Genomic DNA, 16,310 nt, shown 5'->3' with positions numbered 1-16,310 from the left:
AGCCTTATAATTGCTTTTTAACCTTTGTCTGTTAAACAGTTTTTTGTATCTTTCCAAAATTCTTTTTCATGGAGGCAAATACAGAAAATGGCACAGGCTTTGCAATTATCTTCGGACAGGTATTGTCCTTTGGACAACGAGCCCTATATGAGTGACGGACAGCTCGCTTATTTTAAGGGCAAACTGATGCAGCGAAAGGATGAGCTGCGCAACAGAATTTCCAAATCCATAAAAAAAATTAAAACCCTTGAAGGAACCCAGGCCGATATCCTTGACCGGAGCAATGCATATATTGATCTGGAACTTGAGGTAAAAAGTTTTGAACGCCATTCAGACATGATCGTGCAGGTGGATCGTGCGTTAGCGCGGATTGACGATGGCAGTTTCGGATATTGTGAACTGACCGGCGATGAAATCGGGTTAAGGCGGCTGGAAGCGATTCCTTTTGCCACCATGTCCATCAACGCCCTGGAAGAATTTGAAACGGATCAGAGAAGCATGTTCGTATCAAGGCGAACATTATACTCTTAAATTTTTACCCTGGAAACCCATAAAAAACCCTGGCGAACAAATGCTTGCCAGGGTTTTTTATTTACTTAAAGTATTGTGCGTTTACCCACTGAACCTTAAAATTTAGTGCTGAACCTTAGTTTAGTAGGGATGGATTTCAACCCTTCTGTTCAGGGAGCGGCCAAAGTCGGTGCTGTTCAGGGCAACCGGTTTATCAAAACCAAAGCCTGTGGTGGCCAGACGGTTGCGGGCAATACCTTTGTTTGTCAGGTAATTGGCTACGGAGTTAGCGCGCCTTTGGGACAGGTCTATGTTGTATTTTTTAGAACCGATATTATCGGTGTGGCCCTGGAGTTCAATGCTCATTGCAGGATTTTTCTCCAGAATTTCACAAATGGCATCAAGCTGTGCAAATGCTTCGGGTTTGATCACGTCTTTATCAAAATCAAACAAGACGTTGTCAAGAACCCAGCAGCCAACTGCATTTACTTTAGCGCCTGCGGGCGTTCCGGGGCACTGGTCATCGGGGTCGAGTACGCCGTCACCATCGCTGTCCATGGGGGAAGAAGGAGCGACGGCGGCAACCCCTCTTTCCAGGAAGACATCTTCAACAAAGGCGGCCATTGCCTCGGTGCACAGAAGCTCCTTGGCGTTTATCAGACTTGCGCAGCCACCAATGCTTGCAATCTCAGAAAGGAATGCGGTACCTTCTTCGGCATTACCTACCTGGATGGGGTAGAAGCAGATGGCATCGCCATACTGTTCTTTAACGGCGATAGCCTGTGCTGTGTCCGGTTTCATATCCATGCCGTCGGAAATGATAATAACGGCGGTTTTTCCGGAAAGGCTTTCAAGGTCACTACCCATGGCCGCGATGGCGGAACCCAGGGGACTGTAGCCACCGGCTTTTGAAATCTCACCGAGTTTTTCAGCCAGGGCAGCAGAATTGTACCCTTCCATGCCGTAAAACAGTTCGGTTTCGTTTTTAGATATGGAATCTGCATGTCCAAAGCTTCTCAAACCCGCAGTCTGTCCGAGTTCAGGAATGGTCATGTTCATGCGCTCTGCAATAGCTTTGGCCATCATGAATTTGGGATTGCCCATATAGTCGTCTTCCATGGAACTGGATGCATCCAGAATAATAACAAAGTTATCCACTTTGGACTGATACATGGATACATCAAACTGTTTGGCGGCAAATGGGGGAAGCCCTGCAGGTTCCTTAGCGGCGCAACCAAACAGGAAGAGAAAGGCGGCAACTGTCAAAAGGGTTTGAACTAAACGTTTCTTGTTCATCGGATCTCCTTTTTTTAAGAATTTAGAATTAAATTCTTGTTAGAACTATGATTACCTCATACAACGAATTTGAGATATTCTACAAAAGAAAATAAATGAAATCAACTGTTCTTTTTCAATCCCGGGGAGAATGGGACCGCATTATAGTGCCTTGCAATTTGAGGCAAATAAGTATATACGTCCCAAGCTTGGCCCATAACTTTCTGACTTTTACGACAACACTCAAGTCGGGGTGAAAATATGGAGATCTATCAGGGTATAATTCTGGGTATCCTTCAGGGGCTTACAGAATTCCTGCCGGTAAGCAGTTCCGGCCATCTGGTTCTGGGCCAGATCTATTTCAACATTACTGAATGCGGCCTTGTTTTTGACGCGTCTGTACATATGGGAACCCTGGTTGCGGTTTTTATTGTATATTTTAAAGATATCCAGGGGATTTTAAAAAGCCTGGTGTACTACGCCGGAACCCGGAACCCTTCCGGGCACGAAACGAATCTGGCCCTGGCTGCCGCCATTATCATTGGCTCAGTACCCACGGCAATCATCGGATTCGCGCTGAAACACTTTGAGGACATTTTGTTTACATCATCCTTGCTGGTGGGTGCCATGCTTCTGGTGACAGGATGTCTGCTGTGGGTATCCAGGCGTTACTACAAGATTGAACAAGGTGAACATTTAACCATTTCAAGGGCTGTTATCATCGGCATTGTCCAGGGCCTTGCTGTTATTCCCGGGATTTCCCGGTCCGGTTCCACCATTGCCACCGGACTTTTCATTGGTCTGGACAGAAAAACGGCGGCCCGGTTCTCATTTCTTTTATCCATTCCTGCCATTCTCGGTGCCCAGGTGATCAGCATAAAAGACATGATAGAATCCCAGGGGCACATTGACCCTGCCACCATCTGTGGTACAATTACTTCATTTATCGTTGGGCTGGCAGCATTAAAACTCCTGTTAAAACTGGTGAATACCGGAAAGTTTCATCTGTTTGCACCCTATTGCTGGCTGGCCGGAATTCTGGCGCTTTTTTCAAACTTTATATGAGGAGGTAATTATGCATCCTGGAATATTCAGGGAATATGACATCCGCGGCATTGCAGGAGAAGAGATTTCCGAACAGGACGCCAATGCCGTAGGCAAGGCATATGGATCAATGCTTATGGGACAGGGCCGCAAAAAAGTATCTGTTGGCCGGGACTGCCGCATCACTTCTGACGCCTATTCAAAGGCATTTATCGACGGGGTGTTGTCCACAGGATGCGATGTGGTGGACATTGGTGTCTGCCCCACCCCGGTCCTCTATTTTTCCATTCACCACCTTTGCCTTGACGGCGGGGCCATGATTACGGCCAGCCACAATCCTCCGGAATACAATGGGTTCAAGCTGATGAGCGGGCTGGATTCCATCCACAGCCACGGACTGCAGGATATCCGCAAGATCATCGAAGCCCGGGCCTATACCCTGGGCCAGGGCAGGTTGACCCAGACAGATGTTATTTCTCCATATATAGCCATGATACAGAAGAACATCACACTGAAAAATATAATCCGGGTCGGCATTGATGCGGGCAACGGCACCGGCGGCATCACTGCGTTACCAGTGCTGCGGGGACTGGGCTGCGAGGTCCATGATCTTTACTGCGATCTGGACGGCACCTTTCCCAACCACGAAGCAGATCCCACCCAGAAAAAAAATATGACAGACCTCATTGCCCTGGTGAAAAAGAAGAATCTGGACCTTGGCATCGGCTATGACGGGGATGCCGACCGCATCGGTGTAGTGGACAGGTTCGGCAACATCATTTACGGGGACCAGCTCATGGTGATTTATGCCAAAGAAATTCTGTCCCGCCATCCCGGCGCCACCTTTATCTCCGAGGTCAAGTGTTCCATGGTCATGTATGATCAGATCGCAAAGATGGGCGGCAACCCCATCATGTGGCGGACAGGCCACTCCCTGATCAAAAAGAAAATGAAGGAAGAGGATGCGGCCCTGGCAGGAGAAATGAGCGGGCACATGTTTTTCAAGGACCGTTACTACGGATTTGACGATGCCCTGTATGCGTCCTGCCGGCTTCTGGAAATCATGGACAGCACCGGCCTTGGCGTGGACGAATTGATCAAAGACCTGCCCAAAACCTTTACCACACCGGAAATCCGGGTTGACTGCCCGGATGCGATCAAGTTCAAGGTTGTGGAAAAGATAGTGGCATTGTATAAAGCCCGGCAAAAGGTCATTGACATTGACGGGTTGCGGGCCATCTATGAAGACGGATGGGGCCTTGTGCGGGCCTCCAATACCCAGCCGGCCCTGGTGCTTCGCTTTGAGGCCCTGACCGAATCCCGTCTGGAAGAGATTAAAACCGAAATTGAAACAGATTTGAAAAAAATCATTGAGAGCATGTAATTAAGCTTTATGCAACTATCCCAGCCCCAGCAGGACGCTGTTGATCATACCGGCTCCCCGGCCCTAGTGGTTGCGGGAGCCGGTTCCGGTAAAACAAGGACCCTGACCGCTAAATTTTCTCATCTGATTACCGCGGGCCAGGCTCCGGAACGTATTCTGGCCATCACCTTTACCAATAAGGCGGCCCAGGAAATGAAAACCCGGCTCATGGAGATGACCGGTCTTTCCCAGATGCGCTTTGAATGGGTGAGAACCTATCACTCCGCCTGTCTGATGATCTTGAAACGGCATTGTCAGATCATGGGATACACCCCGCCTTTGCAGGTGTTCACCGTGTACCAGCAGGACAAGCTGGTCAAGGAGTTGTGCGTAAAAAACAATATTGACAAAAAATACGCAAACCGGATTCTTTCATCCATTTCCCGGGCCAAGAACGACGGTGATCCTGCCAAATATTTTGACCGCAAACCAGGATTTCTCAACATTCGGATGGCCGATATTTTTGTCCAGTTTGAAGCGCGTCTTACGGAAATGAACTGCGTTGACTTTGACAATATCCTGCTCAAGACCCGGGACCTGCTCCGGGACAATGCCGATGTCCGCAATTTCTACCGGAATTTTTTTTCCTATATCCTGGTGGATGAGTACCAGGACACCAACAACCTGCAGGAAGAGCTGACCTCGCTTCTGTTAGGGGAACACCGCAACCTGTTCTGCGTCGGGGATGACTGGCAGGCTGTATACGGATTCCGCGGTTCCAACGTGAACCACTTTTTACGGTTTGCACAAAAATATAAAGATGCAAAAATTTTCAGGCTGGAGGAAAATTACAGGTCTGCCGACGAGATTGTCCAGGCAGCCAATGATCTCATTGACTACAACCCAGACAAAATGGAGAAACGCTGTTTTTCACAGAAAAAAGGCGGGGTGGTGGAGATCTATGATTTCATGTCCGATGCCCATGAAGCCGAGTGGGCTGCCAGGCGTATCCTGAATCTTCACAAACAGGGGCAGGGTATTCCCTTTGAGAGGATGGCCGTGGTCTACCGGACGAAATTTTGTTCTTTGCCCTTTGAAAAAACCTTCAGGGCCTTCCGCATTCCCTACCGTCTCATGGGCTCCCAGGGCTTTTTTGAACGTATGGAAGTGCTGGATATCAACTCCTATTTAAGCGCTTCATTTTTCCCCAATGATGATCTCTCCTTTGAACGGATTGTCAATACGCCCAAGCGGGGGATCGGGCCGTCCATGATTAAGAAACTGGCTGATCTGCGCTCCCAGGGCGGCTCTCTCCAGGGTGCAGCCCGGATTATGGTCCAGGACCGGTTGTTGACCAAAAAGATACATGAAAATATGTCCGAGGCCCTGGATATTCTGGATACCATCCATGACATGGCCCCGGCCATGGCCATGGAAACCGTGATTGACCGCACCGGGTATTATGACTACCTGAAAAATAAGACAAAAACCGACGGGGAATTTATTTCAAAAAAAGAGAATATCGAACAGCTGATCCATACAGCCCGTGCCAAGGATACCATGCTGGCGTATCTGGAAGAGGCCGCCCTGATCCGGGAGGATAACGACAAGGATGACCAGGATGAAAACGGGGTGGGTCTGCTCACCATTCATTCGGCCAAGGGGCTGGAGTTTGACGTGGTATTCATCGCCGGGTGCGAAGAGGGACTGTTTCCCCACTGGCGTTCCATTGACGAGGGAGATGCGGCCATGTTCGAGGAACGCAGACTTATGTATGTGGCCATGACCCGGGCCGAACGGTTTTTATACCTAAGCCACGCCAATTACCGCAAAGGCGATTTTGCCACTCCCAGCCGGTTCATTGATCAGGTCAGAGAGTGCATAGACTAGCGCCTAGGCGCTAATTTTTTAATATGGATTTCTTTTTCGGCATGTTAGAACCCGTATCCCTGGCTGCTGCCCGGATTATGCACCGTGGATGCCGGGCCATCCCTTCGGACCACAAAAAGGTATTTCTCACCCTTTTTTTTATTATTTTTATTACGGTTACCGGGGTGGGCATTGTGGTGCCTTTGCTGCCCATCTATGCCCATGATCTTGGTGCCACAGGCATTTACGTGGCCATGATTTTCGGGGCCTTTTCCATTTCCCGGGCGTTTTTTCTGCCCTGGTTCGGCAGTCTGTCAGACAAAAAGGGGCGCAAACCCTTTATTCTGGCAGGACTTATGACCTACATGCTGGTGGCCATTGCCTTTGTATGGACGTCCAATGTGGAGGGGCTTATTGCCATCCGTTTTATCCAGGGCGCAGGCTCTGCCATGATCATGCCCGTGGTCCAGGCCTATGTGGGGGAAATCTGTCATGAAGGCACCGAAGGATACGCCATGGGGCTGTTCAACCTGTCCATGTTTTTAAGTCTTTCTTTTGGGCCGGTGATGGGGGGTGTGGTCCAGCAGGCCTGGTCTTTGAACGCGGCATTCTACTGCATGACTGTATTGTCTGCCCTGGGCGCGGCCCTTTGTCTTATCTGTCTGCCGCCTTTGTCCCAGGAGCGGATTCGAATCAATAGACGATCACCTGCCTCCATGTCCGTGGTGATCCGGGACCGTGAACTGGCCGGCCTGGTGATTTTCAGGTATGCCTACACAGCCTGCATCGGTATTGTCTGGTGTTTCATGCCCCTGTATGCCGGCAAGACCTTTGGCCTGGCCGGCGGAAAAATCGGATTGCTTGTGAGCGCCGGCGTATTTGTCTCCGGTGCCTTGCAGGTGCCTATGGGCTATGCTGCGGACCGGTGGAACAGGAGGATCATGGTGGTTGCCGGCGGCGTGTTGTCTGCCGCAGGTATTTTATACCCGTTCTGGGCCACTTCATTTATGGATCTGCTGACAGGCGTCTGTATCTTCGGACTGGGCGGGGGAATCTCCATGCCGGCCCTGACAGCCCTTGCCGTGGTTAAGGGTGAACAGAGGCAGGCCCTGGGATCCGTGATGGCCATTTTGACTTGCGCCCACTCCCTTGGCATGTTCACAGGTTCGGTCATGGCTGGGCTGTCCATGGACTTTTTCAGCCTTTCCTATGCGTTTCCCTGCGGGAGCCTTGTCATGGTGTCAGGCGCTCTTATGTTTCCTGTCCTGTATCGCCGCAACTTTTATAGTCGCTGAACCACGGAAAGCACTGAAGGACACAGAAAAGTACAAATTGAGTGATTTCCGCGTCTTCCGTGGTTACAAAAATTGCGTATAGGCTTATTTCTCCTGCCATATTGGCGGGCGCTTTTCAAAAAAAGCCGCCACCCCTTCCTTGGCATCACTGGTATCGCACAATCTGGCAAATGCTTCGTTCATGTAGGCGAACTGGGCGTCATAAGGCATATCCCGGGACGCATAAAAAGCTGATTTGGCGATTTTCACAGCCACAGGACTCTTCTTTGCCAGGTCCCGGGCCCAGGCAAGGGCTGCCTCATCCAGATCTTCCCTGGGTACCACCCGGTTGACAAGCCCCAGGGCCAAGGCCTGGTCCGCCTTGATCAGATCCCCGTAAAGCAGCAGTTCAAGTGCCTTTTTTTGTCCGACACACCGGGCCACAGGTATTACCGGGCCCACACAGTTTAATCCCACGTTAATGGCGGTCAGCCCCATTTTTACGTTATCAGCGGCAATGGCCAGATCCGATGCCGCCACAAGGCCCATACCATTGGCTGCCGCTGCCCCGTGGACCTGGGCAATCACCGGGGTCTTTAATTTGGATATCAGCAGCAGGGGAGCTTCCATTTTTTCAATCCATTCACGATATTGATTCGTTGTTTTACCTTTGAGCTCATTCACATCAATCCCCGCGCAAAAAACCCTGCCAGCGCCTTTGATAAGAATGACCCTGACATCGGGGGCTGCGTCAAATTCTTTAAGTGCATCATAAAGTTCTTCTGCCATCTGACTGGAAAAGGTATTCATCGCCTCGGCGCGGTTCAGGGTCACACTGGCCACATGGCCGTCAAGGGTTTCTGCAATAATGGTTTCGTATGCCATAACGTGCCTCCTTATTTTTCAACACAGTAAATGAATAATGGAAACGCCCAGCAACACAATAAACGTATGTGTTTGATATCTTTCGAACCATGGGATGAGAATCAGGCGGATGCCGATCTGCCCCCCCACGATAACCCCGCTGCAGGTTGCAAATAACAGATGGGTTCCATGCGGCCAGGACGCATATCCTTGCCAGACACTGATGCAGGCCAAAAAAAGGTAAAACAGGATGGCCACAAACATGATAAGCAGACTGGTGGCCACGGCCCGGGAGGTCGGCATTTTGAGCTTAAGCGTCATGTGAGGGATAAGCCAGTCCGTATTACCGATACTTAACAGCCCTGTGAAAAATGAAGACACAATGACCACAGGATAGCTTCTGGCATAGATAATGGGCGGGGTGATAACAGGGGACGCGTCAATAAAAGGGGGCGGACTTCTTAGGGACTGTATGGTTCGGATCAGAAGATAGGCGGCAATAAGCACAAAAATGTACAGCAGAAGTTGTTCGTATCCCCTGGATATGTAGAAACTGGATAAAAATCCCAGGGTCACGCCTGCCAGTGCCATGGGAATAAATGCGGCGGCTGTTTTTACGTCTACCATGCCATTGAAAAGATACGTCAGTGAGCCGGTGCCTTTGCCGGCTATCTGGGTAAAAATTGAAATGGCAACAGCCTCGGAAGGCCTGATTTCCAGAAAGGTCAAAACCGGTATCCAGAGGATACCTGCGCCTAAGCCGGTGAACATCACCATGGCACCGACACCAATGGCCAAAAAATGGACAAAAATAAATTTAGAAAAGCTCAATGGAATGATTGCGTTTAAAAAGAAGAACAGAAAAAAAACATATACAGTGTCCGCCAGAATCCAGAAAGCAAGGTATTTAGGCGCCTTGAACAGCAGGGGCCATATTTTCATCAGTCAGTCATCCTTATAAACGGCTGCAAGCCGTTTTTCGCCTTTCTTGTTTGAATACTTGTTTTGCATTCTATACAAGAAATTCAGCCGGGACAAGTTTCTCTATTTTTCAAATTCATCTTTAAGAACATCCTCAACAGATTCCGGCGTGTCTATATGATGGACTTTTCTCTCGTCTGAAACGGAGGAAAACGATGTGGGTTTCTTGATAATATTCATGGAACCCAGGCCTGCTGAAATGGTCCAGTCCTCCATGTCAAAATTAAGAAACCGGATCCCGGCAAGGCATGTCAGGGTTCTGCACAGGGTTTCGACCTCTTCGAACTTCATTTCCTGTCCGGAAGTTTTAAAAAAACGACCGGAAAACCGGGCTGTCTTTCCGGAGAACGAAAAAAAAATTCTGCTGAGATCTGTATTGTGACTGACAAGGACCTGTTTAATCTTCCGATTCGTATCATATCTTGTCTCATTTTGTTTCATATAATGGGTACTTTAGAAATAAACCGCGAAAAAGTCAACTCATGTTTCGCACCCGGATACATCAGACAGGATCATGATCTGTATTTCCTTAAAAATGTTTCATTTTGAACATTTCCTGGTTTTTATGTTGACACCCATTTTAATGGTATTTACTCTAACTGGTACGCTGACAATTATGATATGGTGATGGTTGCAATCATATAAGGATGACCCCTTGAATGTTCCAAATTAGGGAGTAAAACTATGGAAAGTCCTGACCTTGACCGAAAATTACCCGCACGTCTTGACGCGTTTCGCCGTCTGCACAGGCACACGCTTGACCACCGTGAACAATTCTGGGCTGCCCAGGCAGAGCGGCTGCAATGGCAGACTGCTTTCTCCTGTGTGGTCAAGGAAGATTTTTCCAGGCCCATGGTATCCTGGTTCTGTCACGGACAGATCAATGCCGCCCAAAACGCACTCCACAGAATAATCGAAACAGGGAAGGGAGAATCACCGGCCCTGGTCTTTTATCAAAAATCCGGCCAAGCCGACACCCTGACCTTTGATGAACTTAAAGACAAAGTGCTCAGGCTTGCAGCGGCTTTTCACCAGGCCGGCCTTGCCCCGGAGGACTGCATTGCCTTAAATCTTCCAAACTCTCCTGAATTTATCATCAGCGCCCTGGCAGCCGCCTATCTTGGCATCACCTACCTGCCCATCGGCTGCCATCTGCCCCCTTCCATTGTGGCAGAGGATGTCACGGCATCAAGGGCGAAACTTGTAATCATGGCCGACAGCAACGCTTACGAAGAAAGAAAAGGCCATATCCAAACGGTCCGCGCCCTGCTTGAAGACCTGCCCGTTCTCATTTCAAATGAAAAACTTGAAGGGGTCCTGACGCTTGAAGAATACATGGCCCAGGCGGATCCTTCCGGACTTGAGCCGGCCTGCCCCCGGGCGGACCATCCCCTGTTTGTTGTTTATGAAAACCGCCTTGCCGGCAAACATGTGGGGTCTGTTTTCCCAACAGGCGGATTTCTGGTCCAGGCCCACGCCTCCTTTGACGATATTTTCAACAAAGCCCTTGTCCAGGACGAACCCCAAATGATTGTCAACACGCTGGATATGTGCAACGCGTATAGCCAGGCATACGGGCTGTGGGGACCGTTGACCAATGGCACAGGTATTATCCTCATTGATAAAGAGATCCGGGTGAATACCATTGAAGATATTCTCAATGAGCAGCCAAATCCGGCCCTGCTTTGCCGGCCGACTTTGATTTCAGAACTGAGGGAACAGCTGGGACAGGAAGGGCAGCTAAACACGGCCAAACGGTTTCCCGTAATTGCCTGCTGTGGCAACGCCCTGCCCCCCAGGCTGGTCAAATATGCAGACGGCATACTGGTAACCGGTCCGGAACGGGTGGTGAACCTGTGGGTGCAGAGCAAAAGCGGTACCGCCCTGCTCAATTCATATCCGACCCCGGAGCTGAACCGTCCCGGTACCCTCGGATTCGGCGCTTTGGGGGTGGAGCCCCTGATCATGAGCGATTTTGGAGAACCCTGTAAAACAAACATCAGCGGCAACCTGGTTTTTGCCCGGTCGTGGCCGGCCATGGCAACGGCCACCATCGGCACAGCCGAACATTTTAAAAAGACCTATTTTTCAAAATTCCCAGGTTGTTTCTTTACCTACGACGGGGTCAGGTCCGACAAAGACGGTTTTTTCTGGTTCATGGGACGGCTTGATGACATCATTAAGGTCAAAGGACAGGGCCTGGGCGCATCCTTGATCGAAACGATGCTGACCGCCCACCCCCTGGTTGAAGAGGCTGCTATTATCGGCGCCCAGGACACATCCGGGGAGGATATTGTGGCCTTTGTGGTGCCCCGGAATACGATTCAGGATGAACAAAAATGTATTGACCAGATAAAGGATTATATTGCTGATAAAATCGGTCGTTTTGCCGTACCGGAAAAAATCATCATCACGGACCAGCTGCCAAAGACCCCCACAGGAAAACTGTTCAGGTCTGTTTTGCGCCGCATTGCAGCCGGGGAGGATACCCCTGACTGACATATCAGCCAGGGACGAACAAGGGATTTGGAAAATTGATTGACGATAAATACTTGTTTATAGTTTCATGTAAAAGGGAGCCCTAAAAGTGAGCGCGAAACTTCGCAATAAAATAATTGAAGCCGTGGCTGAAATCGGGAAAATCAATGTTTCCATGTCCGCCTTTGAAAGGGATCTGACAGTGACCTGTGAAGCATGGCTGGCCGATCTTTCCGAACAGATAAAACAAGGCATGGGAACTTCGGATGCCATGATCATGAAAAGCGATCTTTCAGCAGTCATCGAAATCCTGATTAAATCCCCCCCCTCCCCCGGTATCAATACCATTGTAGGCGATGCCCTGACCATGATGCTGGAAATGGAACGTGCAGGCCAGAACAAATCCTCCGTGATACAACGTCTTCTCGGTCCATCCCTGGCCAAAGAAGCCCGGCAGAATGAAATGAGATTTCTTTTGCTGAATCCGGGCACGCCCTCCACCCGGATTGCCGCATACCAGGGTCTGGAACAGGTGCATAGTTTTGAAATCCATGTTCTTCCCGATGAGGAAGACAGCTTAGACCATCGGGTAAAGGCTGTGGCAGCGCATCTGGAACGCGCCGGAATCGATCTTGCCTCATTTGACGGCATCGCCTGCCAGGGCGGATTTCTTAAACCCATCCCATCCGGAACCTACCGGGTGGTGCCGGAAATGGTCATAGACCTTGTGGAAGCGCCGTTGCGCTCCCATGCCAGCAATATGGGTATTCCCATGGGCATGGAACTGGCACGGATGGCAGGCAGTCAGGCGGATCTGCTTTTGACCACCACAGATCCCTTTGTCTGCGACGAAATAGACCTGGTGGACCGGGTTACAGGATTTGTAAAAATCAAGCGCAACGGTGCCGGGGCACATTATTTAAATCACAAGGCTGTGTGGCGGATCGTGGCATCTTTGATGAATCAGGCACCGGAACAGGTGAATGCCGTCACCGCCCATGTGGGCGGGGGCACCTCCCTTGCCGCGCACAGACAGGGACAGGTCACCATGCTCATAGACGCCTATTCCGGCCTGCCGTCTACAAGCAGAAGCGGTGCCATAGACATCGACCGGGTCATTAAAGCCATCAAATCCAAGGATATCTCCATCCGGGATATAGAACAGGTCCTGGACAGCCGGGGCGGGCTTCTCTCACTTGTGGGCACCAATGATTTTTACGCCATGATCGGATTCCTGCGCCAGGGAGCCACCCCTGTGCAGCGCAAAAAAATAGAACTGGTCCAGAACTTTCTGGCAAGAAAAATCGCCGGCGGCATGCTCAAGCTTACCGCGGACGGCGCGAATGTCAGGGTGATGGCGATCACCGGCGGACTTGCCAAAAATCCGGACATGATGCACCGGGTCAAACAGAATATCGCAGGACGTTACCCCGTGGTAATCATGCCCGGTTACTTTGAACATGAAGCCCTGGCTGCCGGACAGATCCGGGGGTATTATGCCTCCGAAACACTCAAGGACTACGAAACCGAACGGAATGCCCTGAAAAAAAGAAGACATGATGAAGACGAATTAATTGACACCCCCGTATTCAAACGCGAAATAAGGTTCAAGAAAAAAGGCGCGCCGTTGACCACCTTGGACGATATCATTGATGCGGCATACCTGACGGTCGAAGAAAATTATGCCCCAACCATCGCCATTGTGGGTGCCAACAACGAAGAGGCGATCCAGGCGGCCAAAAAAGCCAATGAAGAAGGCCAGTTCCGCATCTCCAAATTCGTGCTCCTTGGCGATTTCCAGGAGATCAGCCAGATGGCCTATGAATACGACCTTGTCATTGACAATGACAACTACACCATCATTGATACGGAAACACCCGTGGAAGAAGCTGTCAGCCTTTTGGATCAGGGCAAGGTTGATATTCTTATGAAAGGCTCTATCCATACAGAAGATATTCTCAGGGGATTTTTCAAATATCTGAAATCCAGCGGCCGGCTTCAAAAAGGCCAGGTCATGAGCCACACCGCCATTGTGGATATCCCCACCCGAAACAAATTGCTGGCATTTTCAGACGGTGCGTTAAACACTTACCCTGATGAAGAAAAACGTGTGGCTATCCTCGAAAATGCATTAAAAGTGGTGCATAACCTGAATATCAAGGTGCCCAAGGTGGCAGTGGTCTCTGCCGTTGAAAACGTAAACCGCAGCGTGGACAGCTCCATTGAAGCAGAACGTATTGCTGACCGTTTTTCAGACAGGGACGACTGCATCGTGGAAGGCCCCTTGTCTTTGGATGTGGCCATGGATCCTGCCATTGCCAAAGAAAAGCATTACACGGGCCGGATCCAGGGCAATGCCGATGTGCTGATCCTGCCGGACATTGATTCGGGCAATATTTTATGGAAAACCCTGACGACCCAGTCCGGGGCAGCCCTTGCCGGGGTTATCCTGTGTGGTGATATGCCCCTGATCCTGACGTCAAGGGGGGATTCGATACGGTCAAAACTGGCGTCACTGTCCCTTGCAGTAAAATTTTACTTTGATATTAAAAGAGAAAACGGGGTGGCGTCTTAAAAGTATCGGCCTGCGGCACTTCTGGGAAAAAGAGTAAAGGCTGATCTATACACAACAATGGTAACTGGCGGCAAGCTGTAGCTGTATTATGAAATAAATCCTGTTATGGTTTCAAATGGCGCGGTCCGGGTCAGGAATCTCGCGTTCATGGATTCCCAGCAGGAACAAAAGCCCATCCAGGCCCATGGTGGAAATGGCATTGGCTGCTTTTTCCCGGACAATGGGCTTGGCGTTAAAGGCCACGCCGAGCCCTGCAATGGAAATCATGGGCAGGTCATTGGCCCCGTCACCCACGGCAATGGTCTGCTGGATGGACAGATTTTCTTTTTTTGCAAGCTGGCGTAAAAGCTCTGCCTTTTTCTGGCCGTCCACAATTTCGCCGGTAACCCGGCCTGTGACTTCGCCGTTCTCTATTTCAAGGGTATTGGCAAACACATAATCAAACCCCAGGGTCTGTTTAAGATAATTGCCCACAAAGGTAAAACCGCCGGAAAGGATGGCAAGCTTGTAACCCAGCCGCTTCAGGGTCCGGGTAACAAGATCGGCCCCGTCGGTGAGGGGCAGGGTCCGGGCAAGGCCCTGGATATCCTTTTCCTTTAATCCTTTGAGCAAAGCCACACGCCGTCTAAAACTCTGCTTGAAATCAATCTCCCCGCGCATGGCAGATTCCGTGATTCGGGCCACTTGATCGCCTACACCGGCCAGTTTTGCCAGTTCATCAATCACTTCGGCCTGGATCAATGTGGAATCCATATCAAACACTACAAGTTTCCGGTTTTTACGGTAGATATTATCTTCATGAAATGAGATATCAATACCCAGGTCCCGGGAGATGTGGATGAACCTGCCCTTCATCTCGGGAATGCTTCTGGGTGTGCCGGACACGGCAAACTGGATACAGGCCATGGGGGATTGGGACGGCCGTTTCAGGGATCTGCGGCCGGACAGACGGGTAATGGAATCAATGTTGAGATCATGATCGGTAATCACGGAGGAGACAGCCGAAATCTGGGCTGTGGTAATGGCCTGGCCCATGACCGTAATAATCCGGCGCTCCTTGTTCTGGGTTTGGACCCAGGTTTCGTATTCATTACCATCCACGGGCACAACATCCACGGCCAGCCCCATCTTATGTCCTTCAAAAATAAGATCCTTGAACATCAGGGAAAAATTTTTGGAACATGGAATATCCACCAGCATGCCCAGGGAGATATGTTCATGAATTACAGCTTGGCCAATATCCAGAATGGTCACCTGATACTGGGCAAGGATGGTTGAAAACCGTGCGGTGAGCCCTTTCCTGTCCTTGCCTGTAATGCTGATAAGAACAATATCCCCCATAATCTGTCCCTTATGACTGCGTAATTAATTTTTTTAAAAGTATCCCGCACTCCGTGTTTGCAAGATGCGCTGCCGGGCTTACTTTATAACCTTGCCGTTAAAATCTGTAAAGCAATTTTGGTCCATCTGCCGGACCAGCTCTTCCAGGGTCTTTTTTTGATTAAGGGACGGATCCTCCAGCACCTGATCGAATAAAAAAGCTTTAACCTTTCCAATGGCCGGACCCTGGGGCAGGCCCAGAATGTCCTGGATCTCCCTGCCTGAAATATCAAGGCCATTAATATTAAATGGCGTCTGCTCATTCAGGGCATCCAGGATTTTGCCCAGGCGCAGACGGATGTCTCCAAGGGAATATGGTTTCTTCACCGGATTCAGATTGCCTTTTTTGTCGGCAATGCGCATGCGTAAAAAATCCCGGTAGGACAGATTTAGATCATCCAGCATGGCCAGAAGCCTGCGTACCGCTTTGGGGGAGGTATCTGATTTCAAAGGACGCATATGCCCCCGGACCAGGGCGTGGATATAGTCCATGTCCTTTCCGGAAAACCGGAGGCGCCTAAGGTCGGCCATCATGGCCCGGGTGCATTTATGATGTCCCGGAAAAGTGTTCCTGCCGTCCTTGATTTCCAGGGCATCCACTTTCCCTGTGTCATGGAGAAAACCGGCCAGCCGGAGTATGGGCTTGGATGCGGGCAGGGCATCACCCACCAGAAGGTTATGCTCAAATACGGTTTCG

12 protein-coding genes and 1 pseudogene are annotated in these 16,310 nt (G+C 50.1%); 7 read left to right on the top strand and 6 right to left on the bottom strand.

Annotated elements, in window-relative coordinates; all coding sequences use genetic code 11:
• Positions 1-87: 87 nt before the first annotated feature.
• On the top strand, positions 88-531 hold the full coding sequence (locus tag AB7U36_RS02170; RefSeq protein ID WP_428158166.1) for a TraR/DksA family transcriptional regulator: 444 nt from the start codon (positions 88-90) through the stop codon (positions 529-531).
• A gap of 120 nt (positions 532-651) precedes the next feature.
• Here AB7U36_RS02170 and AB7U36_RS02165 read toward each other — a convergent pair whose 3' ends face one another.
• The gene (locus AB7U36_RS02165) at positions 652-1,806 is read right to left on the bottom strand and encodes an OmpA family protein (RefSeq protein ID WP_428158165.1); all 1,155 of its coding nucleotides are present in this window, start codon (positions 1,804-1,806) and stop codon (positions 652-654) included.
• Between the two features lie 240 nt (positions 1,807-2,046).
• Between AB7U36_RS02165 and AB7U36_RS02160 the strand changes: the two genes are divergently transcribed.
• From AB7U36_RS02160 to AB7U36_RS02145, 4 genes are read left to right on the top strand one after another with little or no spacing between them, the layout of a single operon-like run.
• Positions 2,047-2,850: an undecaprenyl-diphosphate phosphatase gene (locus AB7U36_RS02160; protein ID WP_428158164.1), complete on the top strand. Its 804-nt coding sequence runs from the start codon at positions 2,047-2,049 to the stop codon at positions 2,848-2,850.
• A 10-nt stretch (positions 2,851-2,860) separates the two neighbouring features.
• A complete protein-coding gene (locus AB7U36_RS02155; RefSeq protein ID WP_428158163.1) occupies positions 2,861-4,213 on the top strand; it encodes a phosphomannomutase/phosphoglucomutase in 1,353 nt (450 codons plus the stop codon).
• Between the two features lie 9 nt (positions 4,214-4,222).
• Positions 4,223-6,082 (top strand): ATP-dependent helicase, encoded by a 1,860-nt coding sequence (locus AB7U36_RS02150; RefSeq protein WP_428158162.1) that lies wholly within the window; start codon positions 4,223-4,225, stop codon positions 6,080-6,082.
• A 41-nt stretch (positions 6,083-6,123) separates the two neighbouring features.
• On the top strand, positions 6,124-7,356 hold the full coding sequence (locus tag AB7U36_RS02145; RefSeq protein ID WP_428158161.1) for an MFS transporter: 1,233 nt from the start codon (positions 6,124-6,126) through the stop codon (positions 7,354-7,356).
• A gap of 84 nt (positions 7,357-7,440) precedes the next feature.
• On the opposite strand, the gene AB7U36_RS02140 is transcribed toward AB7U36_RS02145, so the two are convergent.
• The 3 genes from AB7U36_RS02140 to AB7U36_RS02130 all read right to left on the bottom strand — a co-directional run bounded on the left by AB7U36_RS02140 (position 7,441) and on the right by AB7U36_RS02130 (position 9,621).
• Positions 7,441-8,220: an enoyl-CoA hydratase/isomerase family protein gene (locus AB7U36_RS02140; RefSeq protein ID WP_428158160.1), complete on the bottom strand. Its 780-nt coding sequence runs from the start codon at positions 8,218-8,220 to the stop codon at positions 7,441-7,443.
• An 18-nt stretch (positions 8,221-8,238) separates the two neighbouring features.
• Positions 8,239-9,141, bottom strand: a complete 903-nt coding sequence (locus tag AB7U36_RS02135; protein ID WP_428158159.1) for a sulfite exporter TauE/SafE family protein — start codon at positions 9,139-9,141, stop codon at positions 8,239-8,241.
• A 102-nt stretch (positions 9,142-9,243) separates the two neighbouring features.
• Positions 9,244-9,621: a hypothetical protein gene (locus AB7U36_RS02130; protein WP_428158158.1), complete on the bottom strand. Its 378-nt coding sequence runs from the start codon at positions 9,619-9,621 to the stop codon at positions 9,244-9,246.
• Positions 9,622-9,864: 243 nt separating this feature from the next.
• Here AB7U36_RS02130 and AB7U36_RS02125 point away from each other — a divergent pair, with 243 nt between their 5' ends.
• Together AB7U36_RS02125 and AB7U36_RS02120 are read left to right on the top strand one after the other, a co-directional pair.
• Positions 9,865-11,679 carry an AMP-binding protein gene (locus AB7U36_RS02125; protein ID WP_428158157.1) on the top strand — a complete coding sequence of 605 codons (1,815 nt, stop codon included), beginning with the start codon at positions 9,865-9,867 and terminating at the stop codon, positions 11,677-11,679.
• 88 nt (positions 11,680-11,767) lie between these two features.
• Entirely contained in the window at positions 11,768-14,233 is a 2,466-nt protein-coding gene (locus AB7U36_RS02120) for a phosphate acyltransferase (protein WP_428158156.1), read from the top strand.
• A 111-nt stretch (positions 14,234-14,344) separates the two neighbouring features.
• Here the strand turns inward: AB7U36_RS02120 and serB are convergent, their stop codons facing one another.
• Both serB and AB7U36_RS02110 read right to left on the bottom strand, forming a co-directional pair.
• Complete coding sequence (serB, locus tag AB7U36_RS02115; RefSeq protein WP_428158155.1) at positions 14,345-15,574, bottom strand: phosphoserine phosphatase SerB; 1,230 nt, start codon at positions 15,572-15,574, stop codon at positions 14,345-14,347.
• A 78-nt stretch (positions 15,575-15,652) separates the two neighbouring features.
• Positions 15,653-16,310: pseudogene (locus AB7U36_RS02110) on the bottom strand (CCA tRNA nucleotidyltransferase); the annotation flags it as partial.

Source organism: Desulfobacter sp. (assembly GCF_050177295.1).
Note: the sequence above shows the minus strand (reverse complement) of the source record. Positions and strands in the feature narration are given on the sequence as shown.